At 60.2% G+C, this 21,283-nt stretch carries 20 protein-coding genes; 11 read left to right on the top strand and 9 right to left on the bottom strand.

Annotated features, from left to right (window positions below; genetic code table 11):
* Position 1 precedes the first annotated feature (1 nt).
* A complete protein-coding gene (locus tag KIO76_RS25980; protein WP_213326467.1) occupies positions 2-751 on the top strand; it encodes an ABC transporter ATP-binding protein in 750 nt (249 codons plus the stop codon).
* Positions 752-759: 8 nt separating this feature from the next.
* The gene (locus tag KIO76_RS25975; protein WP_213326466.1) at positions 760-1,506 is read left to right on the top strand and encodes an ABC transporter ATP-binding protein; all 747 of its coding nucleotides are present in this window, start codon (positions 760-762) and stop codon (positions 1,504-1,506) included.
* Between the two features lie 147 nt (positions 1,507-1,653).
* Here the strand turns inward: KIO76_RS25975 and KIO76_RS25970 are convergent, their stop codons facing one another.
* Both KIO76_RS25970 and KIO76_RS25965 read right to left on the bottom strand, forming a co-directional pair.
* Positions 1,654-3,219, bottom strand: coding sequence for a class I adenylate-forming enzyme family protein (locus KIO76_RS25970; RefSeq protein ID WP_213326465.1), 1,566 nt, complete (start codon positions 3,217-3,219; stop codon positions 1,654-1,656).
* Positions 3,220-3,403: 184 nt separating this feature from the next.
* Positions 3,404-4,237, bottom strand: a complete 834-nt coding sequence (locus tag KIO76_RS25965; protein ID WP_213326464.1) for a GntR family transcriptional regulator — start codon at positions 4,235-4,237, stop codon at positions 3,404-3,406.
* An 861-nt stretch (positions 4,238-5,098) separates the two neighbouring features.
* Here KIO76_RS25965 and KIO76_RS25960 point away from each other — a divergent pair.
* Positions 5,099-6,613, top strand: coding sequence for an FAD-binding oxidoreductase (locus KIO76_RS25960; protein WP_213326463.1), 1,515 nt, complete (start codon positions 5,099-5,101; stop codon positions 6,611-6,613).
* An 80-nt stretch (positions 6,614-6,693) separates the two neighbouring features.
* Here KIO76_RS25960 and KIO76_RS25955 read toward each other — a convergent pair whose 3' ends face one another.
* The 3 genes from KIO76_RS25955 to KIO76_RS25945 are packed head-to-tail and all read right to left on the bottom strand — an operon-like array spanning position 6,694 to position 9,354.
* Positions 6,694-7,572: an ABC transporter permease gene (locus KIO76_RS25955; RefSeq protein ID WP_213326462.1), complete on the bottom strand. Its 879-nt coding sequence runs from the start codon at positions 7,570-7,572 to the stop codon at positions 6,694-6,696.
* 9 nt (positions 7,573-7,581) lie between these two features.
* The gene (locus tag KIO76_RS25950; RefSeq protein ID WP_213326461.1) at positions 7,582-8,523 is read right to left on the bottom strand and encodes an ABC transporter permease; all 942 of its coding nucleotides are present in this window, start codon (positions 8,521-8,523) and stop codon (positions 7,582-7,584) included.
* 54 nt (positions 8,524-8,577) lie between these two features.
* A complete protein-coding gene (locus KIO76_RS25945; protein ID WP_213326460.1) occupies positions 8,578-9,354 on the bottom strand; it encodes an SDR family NAD(P)-dependent oxidoreductase in 777 nt (258 codons plus the stop codon).
* Positions 9,355-9,552: 198 nt separating this feature from the next.
* Between KIO76_RS25945 and KIO76_RS25940 the strand changes: the two genes are divergently transcribed.
* Positions 9,553-11,142 (top strand): ABC transporter substrate-binding protein, encoded by a 1,590-nt coding sequence (locus KIO76_RS25940; protein ID WP_213326459.1) that lies wholly within the window; start codon positions 9,553-9,555, stop codon positions 11,140-11,142.
* Between the two features lie 437 nt (positions 11,143-11,579).
* Positions 11,580-12,410: an isocitrate lyase/PEP mutase family protein gene (locus tag KIO76_RS25935; RefSeq protein ID WP_213326458.1), complete on the top strand. Its 831-nt coding sequence runs from the start codon at positions 11,580-11,582 to the stop codon at positions 12,408-12,410.
* A 238-nt stretch (positions 12,411-12,648) separates the two neighbouring features.
* On the opposite strand, the gene KIO76_RS25930 is transcribed toward KIO76_RS25935, so the two are convergent.
* Positions 12,649-13,353, bottom strand: a complete 705-nt coding sequence (locus KIO76_RS25930; RefSeq protein ID WP_213326457.1) for a cadherin-like domain-containing protein — start codon at positions 13,351-13,353, stop codon at positions 12,649-12,651.
* Positions 13,354-13,484: 131 nt separating this feature from the next.
* Entirely contained in the window at positions 13,485-13,778 is a 294-nt protein-coding gene (locus KIO76_RS31205; RefSeq protein WP_249730043.1) for a hypothetical protein, read from the bottom strand.
* Between KIO76_RS31205 and KIO76_RS31840 the strand changes: the two genes are divergently transcribed.
* Positions 13,689-14,060, top strand: a complete 372-nt coding sequence (locus KIO76_RS31840; RefSeq protein WP_363316888.1) for a hypothetical protein — start codon at positions 13,689-13,691, stop codon at positions 14,058-14,060. The two genes, KIO76_RS31205 and KIO76_RS31840, sit on opposite strands and share 90 nt — an antisense overlap.
* Here the strand turns inward: KIO76_RS31840 and KIO76_RS25920 are convergent.
* Positions 13,970-14,944 carry a LysR family transcriptional regulator gene (locus KIO76_RS25920; RefSeq protein ID WP_213326455.1) on the bottom strand — a complete coding sequence of 325 codons (975 nt, stop codon included), beginning with the start codon at positions 14,942-14,944 and terminating at the stop codon, positions 13,970-13,972. The genes KIO76_RS31840 and KIO76_RS25920 overlap by 91 nt on opposite strands.
* Before the next feature lie 96 nt (positions 14,945-15,040).
* On the opposite strand from KIO76_RS25920, the gene KIO76_RS25915 reads away from it, so the two are divergent.
* Positions 15,041-15,790 (top strand): sulfite exporter TauE/SafE family protein, encoded by a 750-nt coding sequence (locus KIO76_RS25915; RefSeq protein WP_213326454.1) that lies wholly within the window; start codon positions 15,041-15,043, stop codon positions 15,788-15,790.
* A gap of 121 nt (positions 15,791-15,911) precedes the next feature.
* Here KIO76_RS25915 and lldD read toward each other — a convergent pair whose 3' ends face one another.
* Positions 15,912-17,045 carry an FMN-dependent L-lactate dehydrogenase LldD gene (gene lldD / locus KIO76_RS25910; RefSeq protein ID WP_213326453.1) on the bottom strand — a complete coding sequence of 378 codons (1,134 nt, stop codon included), beginning with the start codon at positions 17,043-17,045 and terminating at the stop codon, positions 15,912-15,914.
* Between the two features lie 339 nt (positions 17,046-17,384).
* Here lldD and osmF point away from each other — a divergent pair, with 339 nt between their 5' ends.
* The 4 genes from osmF to KIO76_RS25890 are packed head-to-tail and all read left to right on the top strand — an operon-like array spanning position 17,385 to position 21,211.
* Positions 17,385-18,293, top strand: a complete 909-nt coding sequence (osmF, locus tag KIO76_RS25905) for a glycine betaine ABC transporter substrate-binding protein OsmF (protein ID WP_213326452.1) — start codon at positions 17,385-17,387, stop codon at positions 18,291-18,293.
* A gap of 34 nt (positions 18,294-18,327) precedes the next feature.
* Positions 18,328-19,509: an ABC transporter permease gene (locus KIO76_RS25900; protein WP_213326451.1), complete on the top strand. Its 1,182-nt coding sequence runs from the start codon at positions 18,328-18,330 to the stop codon at positions 19,507-19,509.
* Positions 19,506-20,456 carry an ABC transporter ATP-binding protein gene (locus KIO76_RS25895; RefSeq protein ID WP_213326450.1) on the top strand — a complete coding sequence of 317 codons (951 nt, stop codon included), beginning with the start codon at positions 19,506-19,508 and terminating at the stop codon, positions 20,454-20,456. Before KIO76_RS25900 ends, KIO76_RS25895 begins: the two co-directional genes overlap by 4 nt.
* On the top strand, positions 20,453-21,211 hold the full coding sequence (locus KIO76_RS25890) for an ABC transporter permease (protein WP_213326449.1): 759 nt from the start codon (positions 20,453-20,455) through the stop codon (positions 21,209-21,211). Before KIO76_RS25895 ends, KIO76_RS25890 begins: the two co-directional genes overlap by 4 nt.
* The last annotated feature ends 72 nt before the right edge of the window (positions 21,212-21,283 follow it).

The raw sequence follows: 21,283 nt of genomic DNA, 5'->3' as shown, positions 1-21,283 counted from the left end.
GATGGCTCCAATTCTCGAGGTCTCAGCCATCGCCAAACGCTTCGGCGGCGTTGTCGCATTGGACGGCGCGGGCTTCAGCGTCGACAAGCCGGGCATCGTGGCCTTGATCGGCCCGAACGGTGCCGGCAAGACGACGTTGTTCGATGTGATTTGCGGCCGCCAGAGCGCCGACAGCGGTGAGGTCCGCTTCATGGGTGAGCGCGTCGATGGCCTGCCGCCGTTCCGCCTCTCGCGCCTCGGCTTTGCTCGCAGTTTCCAGGAATGCCGGGTTCTGCCGGAGGCAACTTGCCTGGAGAACATGCTGTTCTCGGCGCAGGACAAGACCTTGCGCAGCGAAATCGCGGGCATTTTTCGCGGCAGCGGACATAGCCGCGCCACCGTCGACAAAGCGCGCGAACTTCTGCGGATGGTTGGGCTGGAGCGTTTCACCAACCGGCCGGCGAGTGACCTGTCTTTCGGGCAGAAGCGCCTTGTGGAGATCGCCTCGACGTTGATGGGATCTCCAAAGGTGCTGCTGCTCGACGAGCCTGCTTCGGGCGTCAACCCGACGCTGCTGAACATCCTGCATGACTTTCTGCTCGATCAGGCGCCGAAGATGGGCCTCCTGCTCGTGGTCATCGAGCATAACATGGAGTTCATCATGTCCGTCGCCGAGCGCATTGTCGTCCTGCACCAGGGTAAGGTCCTGGAGGACGGACCGCCGGCAGCCATTCAGGCCAGTCCGCAGGTTATCGAAGCCTATCTGAGCTGAGGCGCGAGATGAGCGGACAAGCATCCCAACCAATCCTTGCCATTCGTGATCTCAAGGCCGGTTATGGTGGCGGCCGCATGATTGTCAATGGTGTCGATATCCATGTCGCTCCGGGCGAGATCGTCTGCGTCATCGGTCAGAATGGCGCCGGCAAATCGACTTTGCTCAAGGGCATCGTGAACCTGATCCAGGTACGGCAGGGCAATGTGCAGCTCGATGGCGAGGATGTCACCAACCTGCCAGCCCAGAAGTTGCTGCTCGAAGGTCTGGCCTATATCCCGCAGGGTCGGAGCATATTTCCGCGGCTGACCGTGGCGGAGAACATCAGGATGGGGGGGTACCTCATCAAGGATCGCAACGTTCTGAAGCGCCGGCAGGAGGAGATGGAGGCGATGTTCCCGGCATTGGCGGAACTGCGCGGCTTGCAGGCCTCAAGTCTCTCCGGCGGCCAGCAACGACAGCTGGAACTCGCGCGAACCCTGATGATGGACCCGAAGGTGCTAATGCTCGACGAACCGTCCATCGGGCTCGCGCCGCGCATCGTCGACCAGGTTTTCGCGGTTTTGCGCGACCTCGCCAAGCTCGGAAAATCTGTTCTGATGGTCGAGCAGAATGTTCGCAAAGCCCTGGCCGCAGCCGACCGCGGCTATGTTCTTGAGCTGGGCAAGGTTCGTCTTGAAGACCGCGCTCAGGCGCTTCTCGAAGACGAGCGCGTCGCGCAACTCTATATGGGAATGCGTCCCAACGCTGCCTAGCGGCGGGATAGCCCTGAGCAGGGTGGCGGGCGGACGTCCCGCCATCTCCCGCCGGCCTCGTTCAGGCGATGCCCCTTGAACGAGATATTCCGACGCAGTACGATCCGCACCGATATACGGGTCGCTCGCGGTGCCCCAAGGCCCGTCTTATGTAGCGCTGGATCCAGGTGGCAGGAGGCCCCGCAGCTCCCGACGCAGGACCTTGCCCATGCTATTGCGTGGCAGCTTCTCAACAAAGATGAACTCTTTCGGCACCTTGTAACGCGAGAGCTTACTCCGGCAAACATCGGCCAGTTCCTCAGCACTGACCGTTAACCCTTGACGCAGTCCAACAAAAGCGGCGACAGCCTCACCCCAGTAAGCGTGGGGAACACTCGTCACGGCGCATTCGGCAACGGCGGGATGTGCAAGTAGAACTTCCTCGATCTCGCGCGGGTAAATGTTCTCACCGCCTGAAATGATCATGTCATTCTTGCGGTCCACCAAATAGAGATATCCCTCCTCATCAATGCGCGCCAGATCGCCGCTGATGAACCAGCCATCGCGGAACGATTGGGCTGTTTGTTCGGGGAGGTTGAGGTAGCCTGAAAACATGTAGGGCGAGGCAATCGCCAGTTCGCCGACCTCGTCGATTCCGGCCGGTCGTCCGTCTTCGGTCATCACCTTGAGGCGTGTCAAGGGAAGCGGCAGACCAACACAGGCGATCTTTCTCAGCTGATCCTGGGGCCGCAGGCATGATGTTACACCCGCCTCGGTCGAGCCATAGCGCTCATAGAGCTTGCCCTCGCCGAAATACGCGATCGCTTCCTCTTTCAGGGCCTGCGACAGGGGTGCCGTGCCGGATGCAACGGTCCGCAGCGAGCGCGTGTCGTACTGGTCGGCCTTGCTGCCGAGATTGCGCAGGGCGGCGAGGTGTGTCGGAACCATATAGGCCGACGTAGCCTGCAGACGGGTGATCGTTGCAAGCAGGGTTTCGATATTGAATTTACTGAGAATTTCGACAGTGCCGCCGAAGAATATCGGCGCTAAAGCCATGAGAAGGCCCGCGCCATGGAACATAGGGGTCGTGGCCACGGCACGATCGTCCGGCGTGTAACTGCCATGCTCCGTGGCCAGGCAAAAGGCGGAGAGCACACGGCTTCGATGAGAAAGCAACACGCCCTTGGGGCGGCCGGTCGCTCCGGATGTGTAAGGAATACTGAAAATGTCGGTCTCGCCGACCTCGACAGGACACAGCCTCGACGAGGATTGGGCAAGCAGCTCCTCGTAAGGCGCACCGAGCGAAATGATGCGCTCAACACCCGGCGGCACACAGGCCCTCGCCTTTTCCTCGAGTGCGGGATCAACGAAAAGGACCCGCGCCGCGGAATCCTCGCAAATGAAGCGAATTTCCGGCTCGGATGCAACCGGGCCGATCGCCGCTGTGGCAACACCCGCTGAGGACAGGCCCGCGATGATTTCCATATATTCGAGGCAGTTCGGGGAGAGTATCGCCGCGCGATCGCCATGGCGCAACCCGAGTCCGGCATGTGCAAGATTGGCAACCCGGTCAATCCGCTCGATCAGGGCGGCGAAGGTGAGACGCCGCTCCCCTGCGATGATCGCCGTCTTCGAGGGTGTTCTGCCGGCGGCTGCCCGGATACCGTCGGCAACGATCATTCCGCGGGCGGACCCGGTACGAACAGCGAAGGATGGAGTGTTCAGGTGCATCATGTTCCACTCTTTGCCCAGGCGGTGATTGCGCTGAACATCTGCCTCACCGGACACAGTTTGCTCGCTGCCGCACGGTTATGTCCCAGGGTGCAAACTTCGTTTGTATTATCGATAAGACATACATATCCGCACGGGATCGGTAAAGCGCCAAGTGGCGCCTTGTCGAACAATGGAGACCGCGCCTCTATCGCCTCCCGTTCTTAGCCTCGGCCGACTGCATCGTCAGTTCATGGAGAGTGCTGCTCATCGTTTCCACTGTCTGGGAAGGACTTAACACCATCTCCAGTTGATATCGATCTGGCCGGTAGTAGGCGGTCAGGTATTCGATTGGCTCGTCAGCATGATCACAGACAACACGCTGCACCTTTAATAACGGCGCTCCGATCTCGGTTGAGAGACGCATGGCTATATTTTGATCCGCGAGCGTCGCGGTGATGCTCTGACGCGCATGACCGATCGTGACGCCCGAGCGCTTGATCAGCGACAGCATCGGCGTTCGCGCAAGACTTGTACGATCAAATGTGCGGCCGATCCGCGCCGGGATTACGGTGACGAGGAGGGAGATGGCAAAATCGCCAAAATAGCGGACACGTTGCGAGTGTTGCACCTCGGTCCCAGGTGGCAATTCAAGCGCTTCCGCTTCCATCTGTGTCGCGGGGCCGTAACCAAACTCCGTCACTCTGACGGTCGTCGTTTGGCCCATCACGGTCGCGCCTTCGAGCCACGCCGCAACAGACGCCCGCAAGGGCGGGGTGGGTGGCCGATACTGAACTATGGTGCCACGGCCTCGCGCGCGCGAAACAAGCCCAGCCAGCGCGAGTTCCGTCAACGCCCGCCGTGCGGTTATGCGTGAGACGCCATAAAGACTGGCAACTTCATGCTCTGCGGGCAGAATATCGCCAACTTTGAACGTGCCGCCGAGAATCCCGTCCCTTAGAATGAGAAAGATCTGGTGATAAAGGGGCGCCTTGAGGTTCGCGTTGACGCTACTTCCTTCCTTGGCGCTCGTCCGCGTCATCTGTCCCCCCACTGGTCCCGCAATATTCGCCATGAACACTAAATCAAGCAACGATAAAATCACATAACGATGGTCAATTGTAGCTTCCGCAGTGGAATATCAACTAGCCAAAAAGGCTCACAGCAGCAAACGGCTAGCATCCAGCGCGTTCCGGTCTCAACCCGCTTCTCAGACCGATGCTGTCGCACCGTTCGGACATCCGGTCACGAGGGGAACGGGAGGGCGAGGACCTCTCTTCGAACGTCAACAGGTCTGATGTCGCTGACCGGGTTGATGCGAATGGTCCCTATGGAATCATATCGATGATCTGCCGCCCAACATGGGGGGACCCGCTTGCCAAGGCAATCTAAATGTTATAATAATATAACTAAGCTGCACCAGCAGAATCGTTTAGCTGGCGCCTCTGGTAGTTATTATTTCATGCCTGAGATTGTTTCCCACATCCTTTGTTCGCAATGAGCAGAAAGAGGGCTGGTGATTGGGCGTCCTTCGGGCTGTCAGCTTGCTGCATCGGATAGCTGCGGTTTGCTGAGGCGGTTAGCTCGCGCTCAATTCCACAGAAATGTGCAAGTAACACAATTCTTGGAATGCTTTTCTGGACAGACGGTCACAGCAGAGAGCGAATCTGATCAGGAACCATGCGGTAGCGCAAGCTATGTTCCGAAGATCAGTCATGCATTCGGGTCTGATGGTCGGTACGCAACGTCTAGAAGACACGGCGACCGCACGGCGCGCGAACAGCAACGGCAGGTTGCCCGAGGAATCACGCGCAATAACAGGGTCAGGGTTGATGGCGCAGCGGTATCTTGCGCATTTTTCACCTGTCAGATGTCCATGCCCCTTGGCGATCCGAGGTCACACATGCTCGCTGACAACTTGATGCGAATTGCCGGCAGGGACAATGTCCTATTCGAAAGAGTGTCGCAGGAATTCGGCGGCTCTGACCTTTTCGTGTGGAGTGATCAGGTCATACCTGATCTTGTGGTAAAGCCCTCCACAACAGACGAAGTATCGCGGATCGTTTCCCTGATAACTGCCAGTGGGACATCAATAGTCTCACGGGGCGCGGGCCTGTCTTACAGCGCAGGCGTCGTCCCGGCTTGCAAATCCGTTGTCATCGATACGAAGCGCATCGACCACGTCCATGTCGCGGCAGATGATCTCTACGCTATCGTCGGCGCCGGTTGCACATGGCAGCGGCTGGCGGACGTCTTGAAACCGTATGGGCTGCGACCGCACATTGCGGCTCCCCTTTCAGGCAGTCATTCGACCGTGGGCGGCGCTGTTTCACAGAATGTGCCGGGGTCGATGGATGGTATCATCGGCTTGACGGTGGTATTGGCAGATGGTTCGGCGATCCGCACCGGCAGCTGGGCGATCGAACGATCGGTTCCGTTCTACCGCAACAACGGACCTGATCTCACAGGCCTCTTCCTTGGGGATTGCGGCGCCTTCGGCGTAAAGACTGAGGTCGCCTTGCGGCTTATACCGGAGCGCCCCTCAAGCTTTGCTTCCTTCACCTTTCCCACGACCGCTGCAATGTTGAGTGCGCTCATCGCCGTACAGCATGCGGGCGTCGCATCGCGATGCTTCGTTATCGACCGCGATAAAGGTGAGCTCGCGGGCAAGGTTAATTTCAGCGAGGCGGTGCGGACTGCGGGGGCGGTCGCAGCTCAGGCCGGCTCGTTTGGCCGAGCGTTGCGCGATGTCACCGGGCTCAAGCGCGCGCAATCCGAGATCGCGAGCGCCCCATGGTCCATGCATCTCATCATGGAGGGTGTCAGCGAGGCCGCGGCGGAGGCCTCCGCCACGGTCGCCCGCGGTATATGCCACGAGCACGGAACGGAAATCGCGGCGTCGATCGCCAAGGCGGCCCGGGCACGCCCCTTCAGCCTTCGCGGCTTCCTTGGCCCTGGCGGCGAGCGCTGGGTTCCGGTGCATGGCCTCTTGGCGCTCTCCAGCGCCAGGAAAGCCATGAATGAGATGGAAGCCTACGCGGCGGAAGCCACAGCCAATCTCCTCCGGCATAATATTCGTCTGAACTGGTTCTTGTCGTCTCAAGGCGCCTATGTCTTGATCGAACCCATGATGTACTGGCCTGATGAGGTCGGTCCGGTCCATGACTATTACCTCCCGATCGACAAGCGACCTGGACAGAAGCAATTTCCCGCCAATCCGGCGGCGCGAGAGATCGTGACGCAGACGCGGGCGGCGCTACGCGATATCATGGACCGCCATGGAGCGGTCCATTTGCAATCCGGCCGCTACTACAATCTCGCGGACGCCATGGACGCGCCATCCCGGGGGCTGCTGGAAAGAATAAAAGCAATGCTCGATCCCTCGCACCGTCTCAACCCCCATGTGCTTGGACTGTGAGACCAACTGACTTTTTAGAGATACCAGCACATGGTCAGCTCTGAGGAGTTTTCTTGCTCTTTATCTAAGCTGCCTGCATCTTACCTCTCGCGCAGCCGCGGATCCAGGGCGTCCCGGAAACCATCGCCGACGAGGTTGACGGCGAGGATGGCGATGGACAGGAAGATCGCTGGGAAGGCGATCATATACGGCTTGACCTGCCATAAAGCGCGCCCTTCGGCCATGATGTTCCCCCAGGATGGTATGGTGGGCGGCAGACCAGCTCCGATGAAGGAAAGGATAGCCTCTGTCAGCATAGCCGCCCCGCAAATATAGGTCGCTTGGATGATGACTGGCGCCATAATGTTGGGAAGAATATGACGGAGCATGATCCGCGGCACGCGCACACCTGTTGCGACGGCGGCGAGAACGAAAGGCTGCTCTCGCAGGCTTAGCAGCGCGCCGCGTACGACACGGGCAACGCGTGGTATCTCCGATATCGTGATTGCGACGATGACATTTCCAAGCGATCCGCGGGTCAATGTCATCAGCGCGATCGCAAGCAGGATCGGTGGTATCGACATCAGTCCGTCCATCATCCGCATGATGATACCATCAGTCCAGCGGATGTAGCCCGCAATCATGCCCACGATGATCCCGGCCACAGCGGACAGAACGGCGACGGAAAGCCCAACAATCAATGAGATACGCGTACCATAGATCACGCGCGAATAGATGTCGCGACCAAGTTGATCCGTCCCGAACCAGTAAAGTTCCGATGGCGCGCGGTTGCGCCGCGCCGGCGACAGGGCCGCGGGGTCGACGGTTCCAAGCAGGGGCGCCGCGACGGCGATAATGAGGAGGACGAGAAGTATGGTCGCTCCCAGGACCAAAGGGCGATGGCTTGCTAGAAGCCGCAGCGTCTGTCCCCGGCGTTGAGAAGAGACTTCCAGCGAAAGGGTCGCGTGTTCGATCGTCATCACACGCCCTCAGTACCGAATTCTGGGATCGAAGATGGTATAGAGAATATCCACGACGAGATTGATCAGCACATAGGTGATGCTGAAAATCAGGACGATTCCTTGAATGACCGGATAGTCGCGCCTCAGAATCGCGTCAACGGTCAGACGCCCGAGGCCCGGGATCGCGAATACGCTTTCAGTTACCACCGTGCCACCAATGAGCAGCGCCACACCGATGCCGATAACCGTAATGATTGGGACCGCCGCATTTTTCAACGCGTGGACGAATAGGACGGCCCCATGGCCAAGGCCCTTGGCGCGCGCGGTCCGGACATAGTCCTGCGTCAGAACCTCAATCATAGCGGCCCGCGCAATGCGCGCAATGAGAGCAATATAGACACCCGATAACGCAAGAACAGGCAGGATGAGATTACCGAGAAACGGCAGAATGCCAGCGCTTAGAGGCGTATACCCTTGGACGGGCAGCCATCCGAGCTGAACGGCGAAAACATAGGCGAGTAGATAGCCGACAACAAAGACCGGGACCGAAAAGCTGAAAACCGCCCCGGCAGTCACAAGATGGTCAACCCACGACCCCCTGCGCCAGGCGGCGAGCACACCGATCGGGACCGCGATGATGACAGACAAGGCAATGGTCAGCACCATCAATGAGAAAGTGGGTCCGACCCGTTGACCGATCATTTGGGAGACAGGCAAGTTAGTGAAAATGGATTGCCCGAGATCACCCTGCGCCACCTGCAGCAGCCAGTCCCAGAAGCGAATGAGAAATGGTTGGTCGAGCCCCAGGGCCTGCCGGATTCGCGCGACATCGTCCGCGCTGGCATGATCCCCGGCGATAATGAGCGCGGGGTCACCGGGCGCAAGATAAAGCAGGCTAAAAACGAAGAATGCCACGAATAACATCACCGGAACGGTCGATAAGACGCGACGTATGCAGTAAATCAGCATCTTGTTTCCCAATCCGGCAGGTCAGAGCACAGCCTTCAGGTCCGCAACGACGGATCAGGCCTGGATCGACATGCCACCATCGACGAGCAACACCTGTCCAGTGACGAAAGCACTCGCCGGAGAAACCAGGAAAAGCGCTGCACCCGCAATATCCTGCGGTGTCGCCCAGCGCCCTAGTGGTGTTCTCTGTTTCACAAAGGCATCCACGGCCGGATCAACCGCCAGGGTCTCTGTCATCGCCGTGCGCACGACTCCGGGCGCAACAACGTTGCAGCGAATACCACGCGGCCCGAGATCGACTGCCAGGGCGCGCACCAACCCGGCAAGGCCAGCCTTGGTCGCCGCATAGAGCGCATTGTTCGGCCGGGCGATCTGGCCGAGCATCGACCCTGTGAACAGAATGCGCCCTCCCCCGCGCGCCTGCATCGAGGGGGCGACTGCTTGAGCCAGAACCAGAGCCGCGCTGAGGTTGACATCGATCAAACGGCCCATGTCGACTTTGTCAAACTGTCCGAGCGGCTTACGGAGCGACTGTCCTGCGTTGCCGACCGCAATGTCGAGGCCGCCATGGCGTTCGACGATCATCGCAACAGCCGCCTCCACTGCTGCCGGATCCGTGACATCGAACGGAATGGCGGAAACGGACAGGCCGTCCTGAGCCAGCGCAGCCCGGCTGGCCTCGAGTTGTTCCGCGTCACGGGCATTAAGAATGACATGCGCGCCAGACTTTGCCAACGCAATGGCGATCGCCCGCCCGATTCCGCGGGACGCTCCGGTGACAAGCGCAATGTCCCCGCCGAGGTGAAAATAATTCGTCTCTTCGGACTGCAAAGAAGAAAACCCCTCAAACTCGGCCTTTAAACAGCTCTTGCGGTTCGTGTTTGTTTGTATTGTAAATATAACATTAGCAGGGGGCCACTCAGGCGACAACGCCAAAGTGTGGGGCAGGCGGCAATCGTCCGAAGCGACGGGTACCGGCTGTTTCAGACCTGGATAACGATGAAGAATGAATTCCGGAGGAGTGGGGTTATGCGCAGACGTGAATTCCTGAAGGGCGGGGCCGCGCTGACGGCCGCCGCGTTAGCCACGCCGGCCGTGATAGCAGCGGAGCGGCAACGGGTTCTCAAATTCGTGCCGCAGACGGATGTCGCCGGCCTCGATCCCGTCTGGACCCCAACCTATCCGGCCAGAGACCATGCGCTGATGGTCTTCGACACCCTGTTCGCGCAGGACGACAGTTATCAGGCCGTCCCGCAGATGGTTGACGGCGTGGTCACCGAGAACGACGGCCTCACCTGGAGACTCATGCTGCGTCCCGGCCTCGTGTTCCATGACGGATCGCCCGTGCTCGCGCGCGATTGCGTCGCGAGCATCCAACGCTGGGCTAAGCGTGATTCGTTTGGCGGCGCGCTGATGGCGGCGACCAATGAGCTGTCCGCGGCCGATGACAAGACCATTGTCTTCCGTCTGAAGCGGCCGTTTCCGCTGCTACCCGACGCCCTGGGCAAGTCCTATCCGCGGATATGTCCGATGATGCCGGAACGCCTGGCGAAAACGGACGCGTTCACCCAGATCACGGAAATGGTCGGGAGCGGGCCATTCCGCTTTGTCGCCAACGAGCGGGTAGCCGGCGCGCGCCTCGTCTATGAGCGCTTCGATGGCTATGTGCCGCGACCGAGCGGTACCACACAATGGACCTCCGGTCCTAAGATCGTGCATTTCGACCGTGTCGAGTGGACGATCATTCCAGATCCTTCAACGGCATTTTCGGCGTTGAAGTCGGGTGAGATCGACTGGTGGTGGACGCCGGACGCCGATCTCCTGGCCGCGCTTCGCGACGACAAGAACGTCAATGTGCGCATCGCGGACCCGACAGGACAGATCGGCACGCTGCGTTTCAACCATCTGATTGCGCCGTTCGACAATCCCGCACTCCGTCGCGCTGTTCTCGGTGCGATCGACCAGCGGGACTTCATGACGGCTATTGTCGGCGACGACACCACGCTGTGGCGTGATGGAGTCGGCTATTTCTGCCCCGGCACCCCCTACGCGAGCAGCGCGGGATTGGAGGTGCTCACCGGGCCGCGCGACATCGAGAAGAGCAAGGCGGCCGTCAAGGCGGCCGGATATAAGGGCGAGAAGGTCGTTGTGCTTGCTCCCGCGGATATCCCGAACTTGAAAGCCCTTGCGGATATGACCGCTGACATGCTGACGAAGATCGGCTTCATCGTCGATTATCAGGCCATGGGCTGGGGTGCGCTCGTACAACGCCGGTTCAAGGAAGATCCCGTTGAACAGGGGGGCTGGAATATCTTCAGCACCTTCTGGAGCGGCATGGACCAGTCGACCCCGGCGGGCCACGCCTTCATCCGCGGCAATGGCAAGCCCACCGGCCCCGGCTGGCCGACGGCGCCAAAGATCGAGGCCTTGCGCGATGCCTGGCTCGAAGCATCGGACGAAGCTTCTCGCAAGACAATCGCGGCTAACATGCAAGTCCAAGCCCTCGAGGATGTGCCTTACGCGCCGCTCGGCCAGTATTTCTTCGCTACGGCTCACCGCGCCGATCTGACAGGCATCCTCAACGGTTTGCCGGCATTCTGGAACGTCAGACGCGGCTAACCGTACCCCTCGGGGGCAGCAACACGAAACCGTTGCCCAAATGCACGGAAGCAGTGGGCACAGCCGCTGTTCGACAGCGGAAGTGCTCTCTGCACCCTCCCCGGAGGAAAATGTGCAAGTAAGGGGGTTGCCTAAGGCACGGCCAATGAGAACCGAATTGTCAATCCGAAGCCGCAAGGTCGGAGCCAACACACTACCGGTGCAAATCGTCGGACGATAGAAGCAGCCCCGGGCTCATAGCTGTCTATTCGGCACTGGCCGACAAAGGTACCTAACAGAGCGTGCTCGCGGTGATGAGCGGATGGAGCGCTGCAGGACCAACTGCGGATCGCAGGTCAATCGCCGCTTTTGACGTATAACGCCGAGGAGACCCCAGGGGCGCCCCTCTTTTCGTTCAGCCCGTGCTAAGTATCGAGCTGCCACCGCGGGAGGGAAGGATGACCAGTCAAGCGAACAAGTTTGAGGTGTTCCGGGATTTGCATCGTCGGCCTGGCGCGTTCGTCCTTCCCAACCCATGGGATGCGGGCTCCGCACGCATCCTGACAGCGCTAGGCTTCGAGGCGCTGGCCACAACGAGTGCCGGATTTGCCTTCTCGATAGGGCGGCAGGATTCTGCCGCAGCGCTCTCCCGGAAGGCCGTCCTGCAAAATGCGCGCGAGATCGTTGAGGCCACAAATCTTCCCGTCTCCGCTGACCTCGAGGATGGCTTTGGGGCAGATCCGGGCTCTTGTTCCCAGACGATCTCGATGGCATCCGCGGCCGGCCTCGTTGGCGGTTCGATCGAAGACGCGACCGGCAATCCCGCAGACCCGATTTACGCATTTGGTCTGGCGGTCGAGCGAGTGGCTGCCGCGGCCGAGGAGGCTCGCAAGCATCCGTTTCTTCTGACCGCGCGCACCGAGAACTTTCTGCACGGGAAGACCGATCTGGACGATACCATACGCCGCCTGCAGGCTTTCGAGAAAGCTGGCGCGGATGTGCTGTATGCGCCCGGCCTGCCAAATCTCGAAACTATTCGCGTAGTCTGCTCCTCAGTCAACCGGCCCGTGAATGTCGTGATGGGCCTTGGAGAGCAGATCTTCACCGTCGACGAATTGGCGGAAGCCGGCGTCAAGCGGATCAGTGTCGGCGGCTCATTTGCCAGGGCCGCCCTCGCCGGGTTGATGCGCGCTGCGCGGGAGGTCAAGGACTACGGCACCTTTACTTATGCAAAGGACGCAATACCCGCGGGCGAGGTGAAATCTTACATGCTGAAGGCTGATCGCTAGCCGAAGTGCAGACGAGATGTACTCTCATACCCGACATAGACGCGAACACGCGAAGTCCATAACAGCGGACATTTAGCCCTTTACAATGACGCCTTGAATGGCCTCTTGAGCCAACGCGAGCGCATCCGCCTGAAGGATCAGGCGGGTGCTACGTGTGGCCGCGATCGGCAGGCCTAACTAAGCCTTTGATCATCGAAAGAAGCGTGCTCCCAATTGAGGAACTGGGAGCACAGGGACATCAGCCTATATCCCAGGCTCCATTCTCCGGCGCCTGAACAACGCCGACGAGAGCCGTTGGATCGTCTTCAGCCTGAGGGGCTGGCGGATTGTCACTGTCCGCCGAGCCTTGATCCGCAAACACGGTACCATCGAGACTGGCTTCCGTGGCCAGCCAAACATTGATATCGGTCTCCGTATTGGCCGGCGCCGACGCGGAGGATGCGACCATAGTTGAGCCGCCAGCCTCGATGTTGATCGTCAGGGTGGCTGCCACTGTCCCCTGCGTCGGATGGACCAACTGATAAGTGAACACATCAGCTTGGCCTACGACGCTCGCGTCGGCATTGGGCTGGTAGCTGTAGGAGCCATCCTGATTGATGGTCAGCGTCCCATGCTGGCCGGTGACCTGCAGCCCATCCGTTACTGGAACGAAGCCAGCCCCGGAGTCGATCCGCAATTCGGCCGTTCCACCGGCTCCAAGCGAGTCATCATCCAGCACGTTGCCGGTGACAGTTTCCACCTCAACCGCGGTGTTGGTGTAAACACCCGTTGCCGTCACCGTGAGGCCAGCACTGAGCAAGCCACCACCACTATACTCCAGGCGATAGTTGCCTGGCTCCAGATCTTCCGCTGTGATCCTGACATGACTATCTGCAATCACATCAATTCCGAGAAGATCAAGAACGCCAGCGACGTTCGAGAGTACGGTAGCGATGCTATTCACCTGGACGTCGAACACAGCGTCAGTGGATGAATTGACACCGACAGTGAATGTTGGCGTTGTGCTCTCGAAGGTACCGACCGCGAGAAGATAGAACTGGCTGTCCTGGTTGGTTGTCTAGGCGGTCGTCGCCGTCACGCCAACTGTGTCAACATCGTCGACAGCGTCGAGGTCGGCGTCAGCGTCAGCATCCGCATCTGGATCTGCGTCGGCATCCGGCCATGCCACGCGGCAGATTGGTGTTGTGCCTCGTTTCGCCGACGCTGCCGACCCGCCGAAAAAAGAGCGCAATTTTTTCTGGCATGGCGCCGGGTAGTATAGTCATCATCAATCGGGATATGGCCGAATGCGATGTGGTCATCACGCGTGCGCGTGAGCGCGGGCTGCGGGTGGTTACATACGGCGAGAATGAGGAAGCCGACTTTCACCTCTCAGCATTCGAGCCTGCGACCAACTCCACGACAGTAACCTGCGGGCGGGAGAGCCTTCATTTTGCTCTCACGACGCCCGGCAAGCATTTCGCAGTGAACAGCTTAGCTTTATCGGGCGTTTTCCGCGCAGAAGGCTCTTTTGTTGGGTGCCCCCGCCCGAGGATCACCCTTATAGGCAGACCCCTTTGCTATCGCTCCGCAGTGGGGTTACATGAGCGCTCCGCGGCTTGCCCTCCCGAACAATCGGGTGCCGTAAAGTTCTGGCGCGGTGCCTTATAATTAGCACCATGCGTCAAATGCCCAAGTAACTCCAGGAGAGGCGCGGTCAGAGACGTCTCTGCGCTTACGCCCACCACCAGCCGGCGGGTTGCCCAATCATCAGAGAGCCTGATTATGGCAATTCTTCCAGATCGCAAGTGGCGGCGCGCGGCAGTTTCCGGGATGATCCCATACCCGACGCCACTCGCTACCATCTGGCAAATGCCCTCAAAGGTCCGCATCCGGATCCGCATCTTGAGTTTTGCACCGAGTTTCGCAGCCTGAGCTTCGATGTGCTCCTGCAGAGCTCCGTCGATCAACCCGACACAGCGCTCGCCCACAATGTCCCTGAGGAGGACGTATTTCCGTGCCGAAAGGACGTGATCCCTTGAGACGACCACAGCCAATCGGTCAACCGCGAAGGGATGCAGCGCAAGCCCAGCCGTATCGACGGCATCGGAGAAAATACCGACATCAGCCAGTCCTCGAGACAGCGCCTTCGCAACCTCGACGCTTTGCCGTTCCTTCAACTCAACATCGATCCTCGGATTCCTCGCCATCCAAGGCGCCAGTCTGGGGGGCAGGAGCTCCGTATGGGCAGCCGTGTTCGCCAGAATGCGAACGGTCTCGCGGAGACCAGTTGCATATTGGCCAAGCTCGCCGCGCATCTGGGTCATCTGGCGCAGGATGATCCGGGCGTGATGGGCCAGCGCAGCGCCGGCCTCGGTGAGCATCACGCCTCGGCGACCGCGGTCGAGCAGTCTGACGCCGCCTTCGGCCTCCATATCACGCAATCGCTCGCTCGCGGCGGCCAGCGAGAGCCCGGCCTCGGCGGCGCCGCCGGTAATACTGCCCGCCTCCGCCACTGCCAGAAAGAGACGGAGATCTGCGAGATCAAAACGCATGAAGCAGTGTAGCCCACATTCATCCTTCGGGCCAGCCGAAGGCTGTCGACGGATCTTCCACATTGCGCGAGCCGCCGGCTTTGTTATCCAGCACTCATGGCTGAAAATCCGATCACATTCATCATCGCGGTTGCCGCGACCTTCCTCGCCGCTGGCCTCGTCAAGGGTGTGACTGGCATGGGGCTGCCGACGATGGCTATGGGCGTCCTGGGTTCGCTGATGTCACCCCTGCTCGCTGCGACCCTGCTCCTCATCCCGTCCTTCGTGACCAATGTCTGGCAGGTTCTGGCCGGGCCGCGCTTCGGCGCTCTGCTCCGCAGGCTTTGGCCAATGATGCTTGCAATTATCATCGGCACATTGACGGGATCCTCGTTGCTCAGCGGCGGCGATACACATCGCTCCACCGCCGCGCTTGGCGTCGCGTTGGTCGTCTACGCGGCCTACACACTTATCGCGCGCCCGTTGCGCGTTCCCGCCGGGATGGAACCGTGGGTATCGCCTCTCGCTGGGCTGGTGACAGGTCTGATAACGGGGGGCACCGGCGTGTTCGTGATACCCGCCGTGCCTTATCTTCAGGCGCTGGGGCTGAACAAAGATGATCTGGTGCAAGCGCTTGGCTTGTCGTTCACGGTATCGACGGTTGCACTCGCCGCCGGCCTCGGCTGGCACGGAGCGTTCCGCGTGGAGAATCTGGCTCTCTCCTTAGTGGCCGTCGGTCCCGCGCTTGCCGGCATGTGGGCCGGGCAGATGTTGCGGAACAGGATCGGTCCCGCGAGTTTCCGCCGTTGGTTTCTGATCTGCCTCTTGCTTCTGGGCCTGGAAATGATCGCAACGTCTGTGATGTAGACGTGATCAGCAGCGTATCAGCTCAAAAGCCAATGCGCGGGCGGATGAGCCAGCGCGCCACAATAACCGCGGCTCATCAGCGCCAGACGGGCATGGCTTGCGCCTCGTGGCATTAGCCCAGTCAGCTGACAAGGCTCTCCCGTGTGATCTCGGCGATGCTGTGAGCGCCCGTCAATGTCATCGCGACGCGCATTTCCTTCTCGAAAAGGTCAAGGAGATGCGTCACCCCGGCTTCGCCCGCGGTGGACAGTGCATAAACGAAGGCTCGGCCCAGCAGCACGGCGTCAGCGCCGAGGGCGATCATGCGCACGACGTCAAGGCCGGTACGAATGCCGGAATCGGCGAGGACCTTGATCTTGCCCTGAACAGCATCTGCGATAACCGGCAAGGCCCGTGCCGTCGAAAGAACGCCGTCCAGCTGGCGCCCTCCATGGTTGGACACCACGATGCCATCGGCTCCAAAGGAGATGGCGTCGCGCGCATCGTCGGGATCAAGGATTCCCTTGATCACCATATGGCCCTTCCAGAATTCACGGATCCATTCAAGATCCTTCCAGCTGATCGATGGATCAAAATTCGACCCGAGCCAGCCGATGTAGTCCTCCAAGCCAGTCGGTTTGCCGAGATAGGTTGATATATTGCCGAGATCATGGGGTTTCCCCTTGAGCCCGACGTCGAGCGCCCAGGATGGATGTGTCACCGCCTGCCAGATACGGCGGATATTAGCGTGCGGGCCGGACATGCCGGAATGCGCATCGCGATAGCGCGCGCCGGGCACCGGCATATCAACCGTGAAGACAAGAGTGTCGATGCCAGCAGCCTGTGCCCGTTCCAGGGCATTGCGCATGAAGCCACGGTCCTTCAGCACATAGAGCTGGAACCATATGGGGGAAGGCGACTGCTTCTGAACCTCCTCAATGGGGCAGACCGAGACAGTCGAGAGGGTGAACGGGATGCCTTTCTTATGGGCGGCCTTCGCAGCCTGGACCTCCCCTCGCCGCGCATACATCCCCGTGAGGCCGACTGGCGCGATGATCACCGGCAACATCAACTTGCGTCCGAATAGTTCGGTTTCCAGACTCAAGGAAGCCATGTTCTTGAGAACGCGCTGCTTCAGAGCGACAGCTGAGAGATCGGCGACATTGCGCTGCAATGTATGCTCGGAATAGGCGCCCCCATCGGCATAGTGGAAGAGGAAGGCCGGAAGCTTCCGACGTGCGGCCTCGCGATAATCCGTAGGGGCTGAAATTATCATTATCCGTCCAATGTGCGACTGAGATCAGCGGCTTATTGCACACAACAGCTTGGCTTTGTAGTCTCATGGTGAGGCTTGGATCTTCAAATCGGCTCCTTGAAGTGGTGGGTGCGCTTGCGCTGACGTGGCGAGAACTCAGGCCGTTTTCGGGAGCCGCCGGGAACCGGCACGGGTAAATCTCGAGCTGAGCGGCGAGATGACGTTCATCATACCCGGGGAATTGTGGAACCCCTGCCCGGGCTCGGGGTTGTCCCTCGGCCGGTCCGAGGCGGGTCGGGGATGCTATATCGGTCGGAAGGTTCTAAGATCATGCGAGCAATGTCCACGGGAGGTCGTCCGATGAAGCTGTTGATGACAATGCTCGCCGCAAGCCTTGTCGTGGGCGCCTCAATTCCTGCGCAAGCGGATGTGGTGGTCTCATCCAAGATCGACACCGAGGGCTCGGTTCTTGGCAACATCATACAGGTCGCGCTGAATGCCAACGGCATCAAGACTCAGGATCGCATTCAGCTCGGCGCAACGCCTGTGGTCCGGAAGGCGATCATCGCGGGTGAGATCGACATCTATCCCGAGTATACCGGGAACGCAGGCTTCTTCTTCAACAAGGCCGACGACCCGCTTTGGAAGGACAGCGCAAAAGGCTTTGAAGCGGCCAAGACGCTCGACTACGACGCCAATAAAATCGTTTGGCTCGTTCCGGCGCCCGCCAACAATACCTGGGCAATCGCTGTTCGTAAGGATATCGCGGAACCCAACAAGCTTGCGACCATGTCCGATTTTGGCAAGTGGGTCGCCGGTGGCGGTAAGGTGGTGCTCGCCGCCTCAGCCGAGTTCGTTAACTCGGCAGCCGCCCTGCCCGCCTTTCAGACGGCATATGGTTTCGCGATGAAACCCGACCAGTTGATCGTATTGTCGGGCGGGGATACGGCGACGACGATCAAGGCGGCCGCGGACAAGACCAACGGCTCAAACGCCGCGATGGTCTACGGAACGGACGGAGGGATCGCGGCCTCCGACCTGGTGGTGCTCGCCGACGACAAGAATGTGCAGCCTGTTTATGCGCCTACACCGATCATCCGAGAGGCGGTCCTCAAGGACAATCCGAAAATCGCAGACATTCTGAAGCCAATTTTCCAGTCTCTCGATCTGACGACGCTGCAGGGGCTTAACGCGAAGGTTCAGCTAGGCGGTGAGCCGGCAAAGGCTGTTGCCACAGACTATCTGAAATCCAAAGGTTTCGTGAAGTGAGGACCCGCACGCCATTCGGCGAAACCCGCAACGGATGACGGATTGCCGCCTACCGCTCGGAGGAAAGCGCCTGTCGATAGACCGGCTCGGAATCCTTATTACGCTTTTCCTGGGGTTCGCCCTCTGGCCGTCTCCCTTCGTCACCGTCCGCGCCAATCGGATCGCCAGCGGCCAGCCCTTCACCCTGTTCGAGGCTTTACCGTGGTTCGGGATTGCAGCGCTGTTATCTGCCGTACTGGTGGCTGCCGTAGTCGCGCTGTCTGTCCGGCAGCCCTGGGCTCGCTTAGCAGCGGCCACCCTGGGCCTCATCATCCTGTTGCCAGCCGTCGGCCTTGCCGCCACATGGCTCACACCGGCAGGCAACAGCTTTGCACGTATCTCTCCCGCCGTCGGATTTTGGCTGCTCGCGCTGGGATTGGCTCTGCTCGTCGCGGACAGCATGACGCGCTTGCACGTCTCACCCGCGGCGCGCGTTGGTGCGCTTGTCTCGGCAGCTCTCGTGATCGCGCTCATCATCACCTCCGGTGCCTGGAACGATCTTTCAGTGATGAAGGAATATGCTAACCGGTCCGACAGCTTCGGTCGTGAGATCTATCAGCACCTCCTTCTTGCCATAGGCTCTCTCGTCAGCGCGATCACCGTGGGCGTGCCGCTGGGCATCCTTTGCCATAGGCGAGCGGGGCTTCGCGCCGCCGCGCTTCAGACGCTCGGCATAGTCCAGACGATACCGAGCATCGCTCTGTTCGGAATCCTTATGGTACCGCTCGGATATCTCGCCGCGACCGTGCCGCTGGCGCACGCCGTTGGAATACGAGGCATTGGTGCTGCGCCGGCTTTTGTCGCCTTATTTCTCTATTCCCTGCTGCCGATTGTGGCCAATACGGTTGTTGGGCTGGATCAGGTTTCCGCGGCCGTGATAGATGCGGCGCGGGGCATGGGCATGTCGCGGCGGCAACGGCTCTTGCACGTCGAGTTGCCGCTTTCCCTACCAATCATTCTGGCGGGAGCCCGCATTGTGCTCGTCCAGAATTTGGGACTTGCAAGCGTTGCCGCATTGATCGGCGGCGGCGGCCTCGGAACATTCATCTTCCAAGGCATAGGGCAAACCGCCATGGATCTTGTTCTGCTCGGTGCCATTCCCATCGTCGCGATGGCCTTTGCCGCCGCGGTCATCCTCGATGCAATGGTCGATTTTGCAGACAGGGGAACAGCGTGATCGAGGTCGAGCATCTCACGAAACGCATCGGCGATACGGCGATCGTGGACGACGTGTCGATGACCGTCGAGGCGGGCACTATCACGGTGGTGGTCGGGACCTCAGGGGCAGGCAAATCGACGTTGCTGCGCATGATTAACAGGTTGATCGCGCCAACCCGCGGCCGCGTGCTCATCGATGGCCATGATACCATGACCATTCCGGAGGACACGCTGCGGCATCGGATCGGCTATGTCATCCAAGGCAACGGCCTCTTTCCCCATTGGACGGTCGCGCGCAACATTGCGACGGTCCCGCGCCTGCTGGGATGGGATGCACGGCGGATCGATCAACGCGTGAACGATCTCCTGCTGTTGTTTCAGCTCGATCCAGGCGAATTCGCGGGCAAGTTTCCACATCAGCTCTCCGGCGGACAACAGCAACGGGTGGGGGTGGCACGGGCCCTTGCCGCGGAACCCAACCTACTCCTGATGGATGAGCCGTTCGGGGCCCTCGACCCGGTCATACGCGGGCGAGCGCAAGACGATCTGCTCGGCATTCAACGCCGTTTCGGCACGACAATCATGCTCGTTACCCATGACATGGAAGAGGCCTACCATCTGGGCGATCGCATAGCGGTGATGCACGAAGCAAAACTCGTGCAGTACGGCACACCGGCAGAGCTGTTGATCCGACCGGCGGAGGGCTTTGTGGAGCGCCTCGTGGGATCACCCGACCGACCTTTTCGCCTTCTGTCACTCGCCAAAGTTCGCGATGCGATCGAGCCGGGTGAAGTACCGGGGGTGCCGATAGATCCCGACCTCAACCTTCGGGACGCGCTGTCCCGACTGATATGGACCGGGGCAGAACGCCTCCCCGTCGCGCCAGAACAGGGGCGACCGGGCGGGCACATCAGCGTGAGGGGGATCATCGCTCACGGTCGTTCTACAACGCGGCTCGCCCGATGAAGCATTTCGGTCTTCTCGGACGAGGCCTGGTCCTCATCCTCCTCCTTGGTTTCATCTTGTCCCCGCAATCCTTCGCTCCCTTGTTTCGGCCCCTGACGGAGAACAACGCCCCGGCCATCTATAATCATGGTTCGTTGCTGTCCCTCACCCTCTCGCATCTGACCATCGTGTTCGTCGCCACCTGCGCGAGCACGCTTATCGCCGTAAGCCTGGGGATCCTGGTCACCCGCCCGAGTGGAGCGGAGTTTCTGCCCCTCTCGCGCAGCTTGGTGAACATTGGCCAGACCTTCCCGCCGGTCGCCGTGCTTGCGATCACGGTCCCACTCGTCGGGTTCGGCGAGATGCCGACCTTCATCGCCCTCTTCCTGTATGGCCTGTTGCCGATTTTCGAGAATACACTCACAGGCTTGGCGCAGGTCTCACCCTTGACCCGCGACGCCGCCAGGGGAATGGGGATGACCCCAACTCACCGCCTGGTTCACGTCGAGTTGCCTTTGGCACTGCCGGTAATCCTGGCAGGCATACGGATCTCGACGATCATCAATCTCGGCACCGCCACGCTTGGCTCGACGGTCGCCGCCAAAGGGCTGGGTGAGGTGATCATTGCCGGCCTCCAGTCGAATAACCAAGCATTCGTACTCCAAGGCGGGCTCATCGTGGCGATGCTAGCCGTTCTCGTCGATGGTCTGCTCATCGGTCTCGAGCGCCTCGCCACCTCGCGGCTCGGAGGAAGTGCGCCGAAAGTACGGTTGTGACGAGAACCGACTTCCGTTTGTGCACCTTGCCTCACCCACTGCAGGACAGCCGCGAGGGACAGTCCCAGGCGC

It is taken from the genome of Chelatococcus sp. YT9 (assembly GCF_018398315.1).
Classification (GTDB): Bacteria; Pseudomonadota; Alphaproteobacteria; order Rhizobiales; family Beijerinckiaceae; genus Chelatococcus.
This window is presented reverse-complemented; position numbering and strand designations above follow the sequence as displayed.

What these genes read in the sequence shown, in the direction of transcription:
- lldD (WP_213326453.1), bottom strand. Translation starts at nt 17,045, where the DNA reads ATGATAATTTCAGCCCCTACGGATTATCGCGAGGCCGCACGTCGGAAG.
- KIO76_RS25955 (WP_213326462.1), bottom strand. Translation starts at nt 7,572, where the DNA reads ATGACGATCGAACACGCGACCCTTTCGCTGGAAGTCTCTTCTCAACGC.
- KIO76_RS31840 (WP_363316888.1), top strand. Translation starts at nt 13,689, where the DNA reads ATGGCCGAATGCGATGTGGTCATCACGCGTGCGCGTGAGCGCGGGCTG.
- KIO76_RS25915 (WP_213326454.1), top strand. Translation starts at nt 15,041, where the DNA reads ATGGCTGAAAATCCGATCACATTCATCATCGCGGTTGCCGCGACCTTC.
- KIO76_RS25940 (WP_213326459.1), top strand. Translation starts at nt 9,553, where the DNA reads ATGCGCAGACGTGAATTCCTGAAGGGCGGGGCCGCGCTGACGGCCGCC.
- KIO76_RS25960 (WP_213326463.1), top strand. Translation starts at nt 5,099, where the DNA reads ATGCTCGCTGACAACTTGATGCGAATTGCCGGCAGGGACAATGTCCTA.
- KIO76_RS25890 (WP_213326449.1), top strand. Translation starts at nt 20,453, where the DNA reads ATGAAGCATTTCGGTCTTCTCGGACGAGGCCTGGTCCTCATCCTCCTC.
- KIO76_RS25950 (WP_213326461.1), bottom strand. Translation starts at nt 8,523, where the DNA reads ATGCTGATTTACTGCATACGTCGCGTCTTATCGACCGTTCCGGTGATG.
- KIO76_RS25935 (WP_213326458.1), top strand. Translation starts at nt 11,580, where the DNA reads ATGACCAGTCAAGCGAACAAGTTTGAGGTGTTCCGGGATTTGCATCGT.
- osmF (WP_213326452.1), top strand. Translation starts at nt 17,385, where the DNA reads ATGAAGCTGTTGATGACAATGCTCGCCGCAAGCCTTGTCGTGGGCGCC.
- KIO76_RS25900 (WP_213326451.1), top strand. Translation starts at nt 18,328, where the DNA reads ATGACGGATTGCCGCCTACCGCTCGGAGGAAAGCGCCTGTCGATAGAC.
- KIO76_RS25920 (WP_213326455.1), bottom strand. Translation starts at nt 14,944, where the DNA reads ATGCGTTTTGATCTCGCAGATCTCCGTCTCTTTCTGGCAGTGGCGGAG.
- KIO76_RS25965 (WP_213326464.1), bottom strand. Translation starts at nt 4,237, where the DNA reads ATGACGCGGACGAGCGCCAAGGAAGGAAGTAGCGTCAACGCGAACCTC.
- KIO76_RS25975 (WP_213326466.1), top strand. Translation starts at nt 760, where the DNA reads ATGAGCGGACAAGCATCCCAACCAATCCTTGCCATTCGTGATCTCAAG.
- KIO76_RS25970 (WP_213326465.1), bottom strand. Translation starts at nt 3,219, where the DNA reads ATGATGCACCTGAACACTCCATCCTTCGCTGTTCGTACCGGGTCCGCC.
- KIO76_RS25980 (WP_213326467.1), top strand. Translation starts at nt 2, where the DNA reads ATGGCTCCAATTCTCGAGGTCTCAGCCATCGCCAAACGCTTCGGCGGC.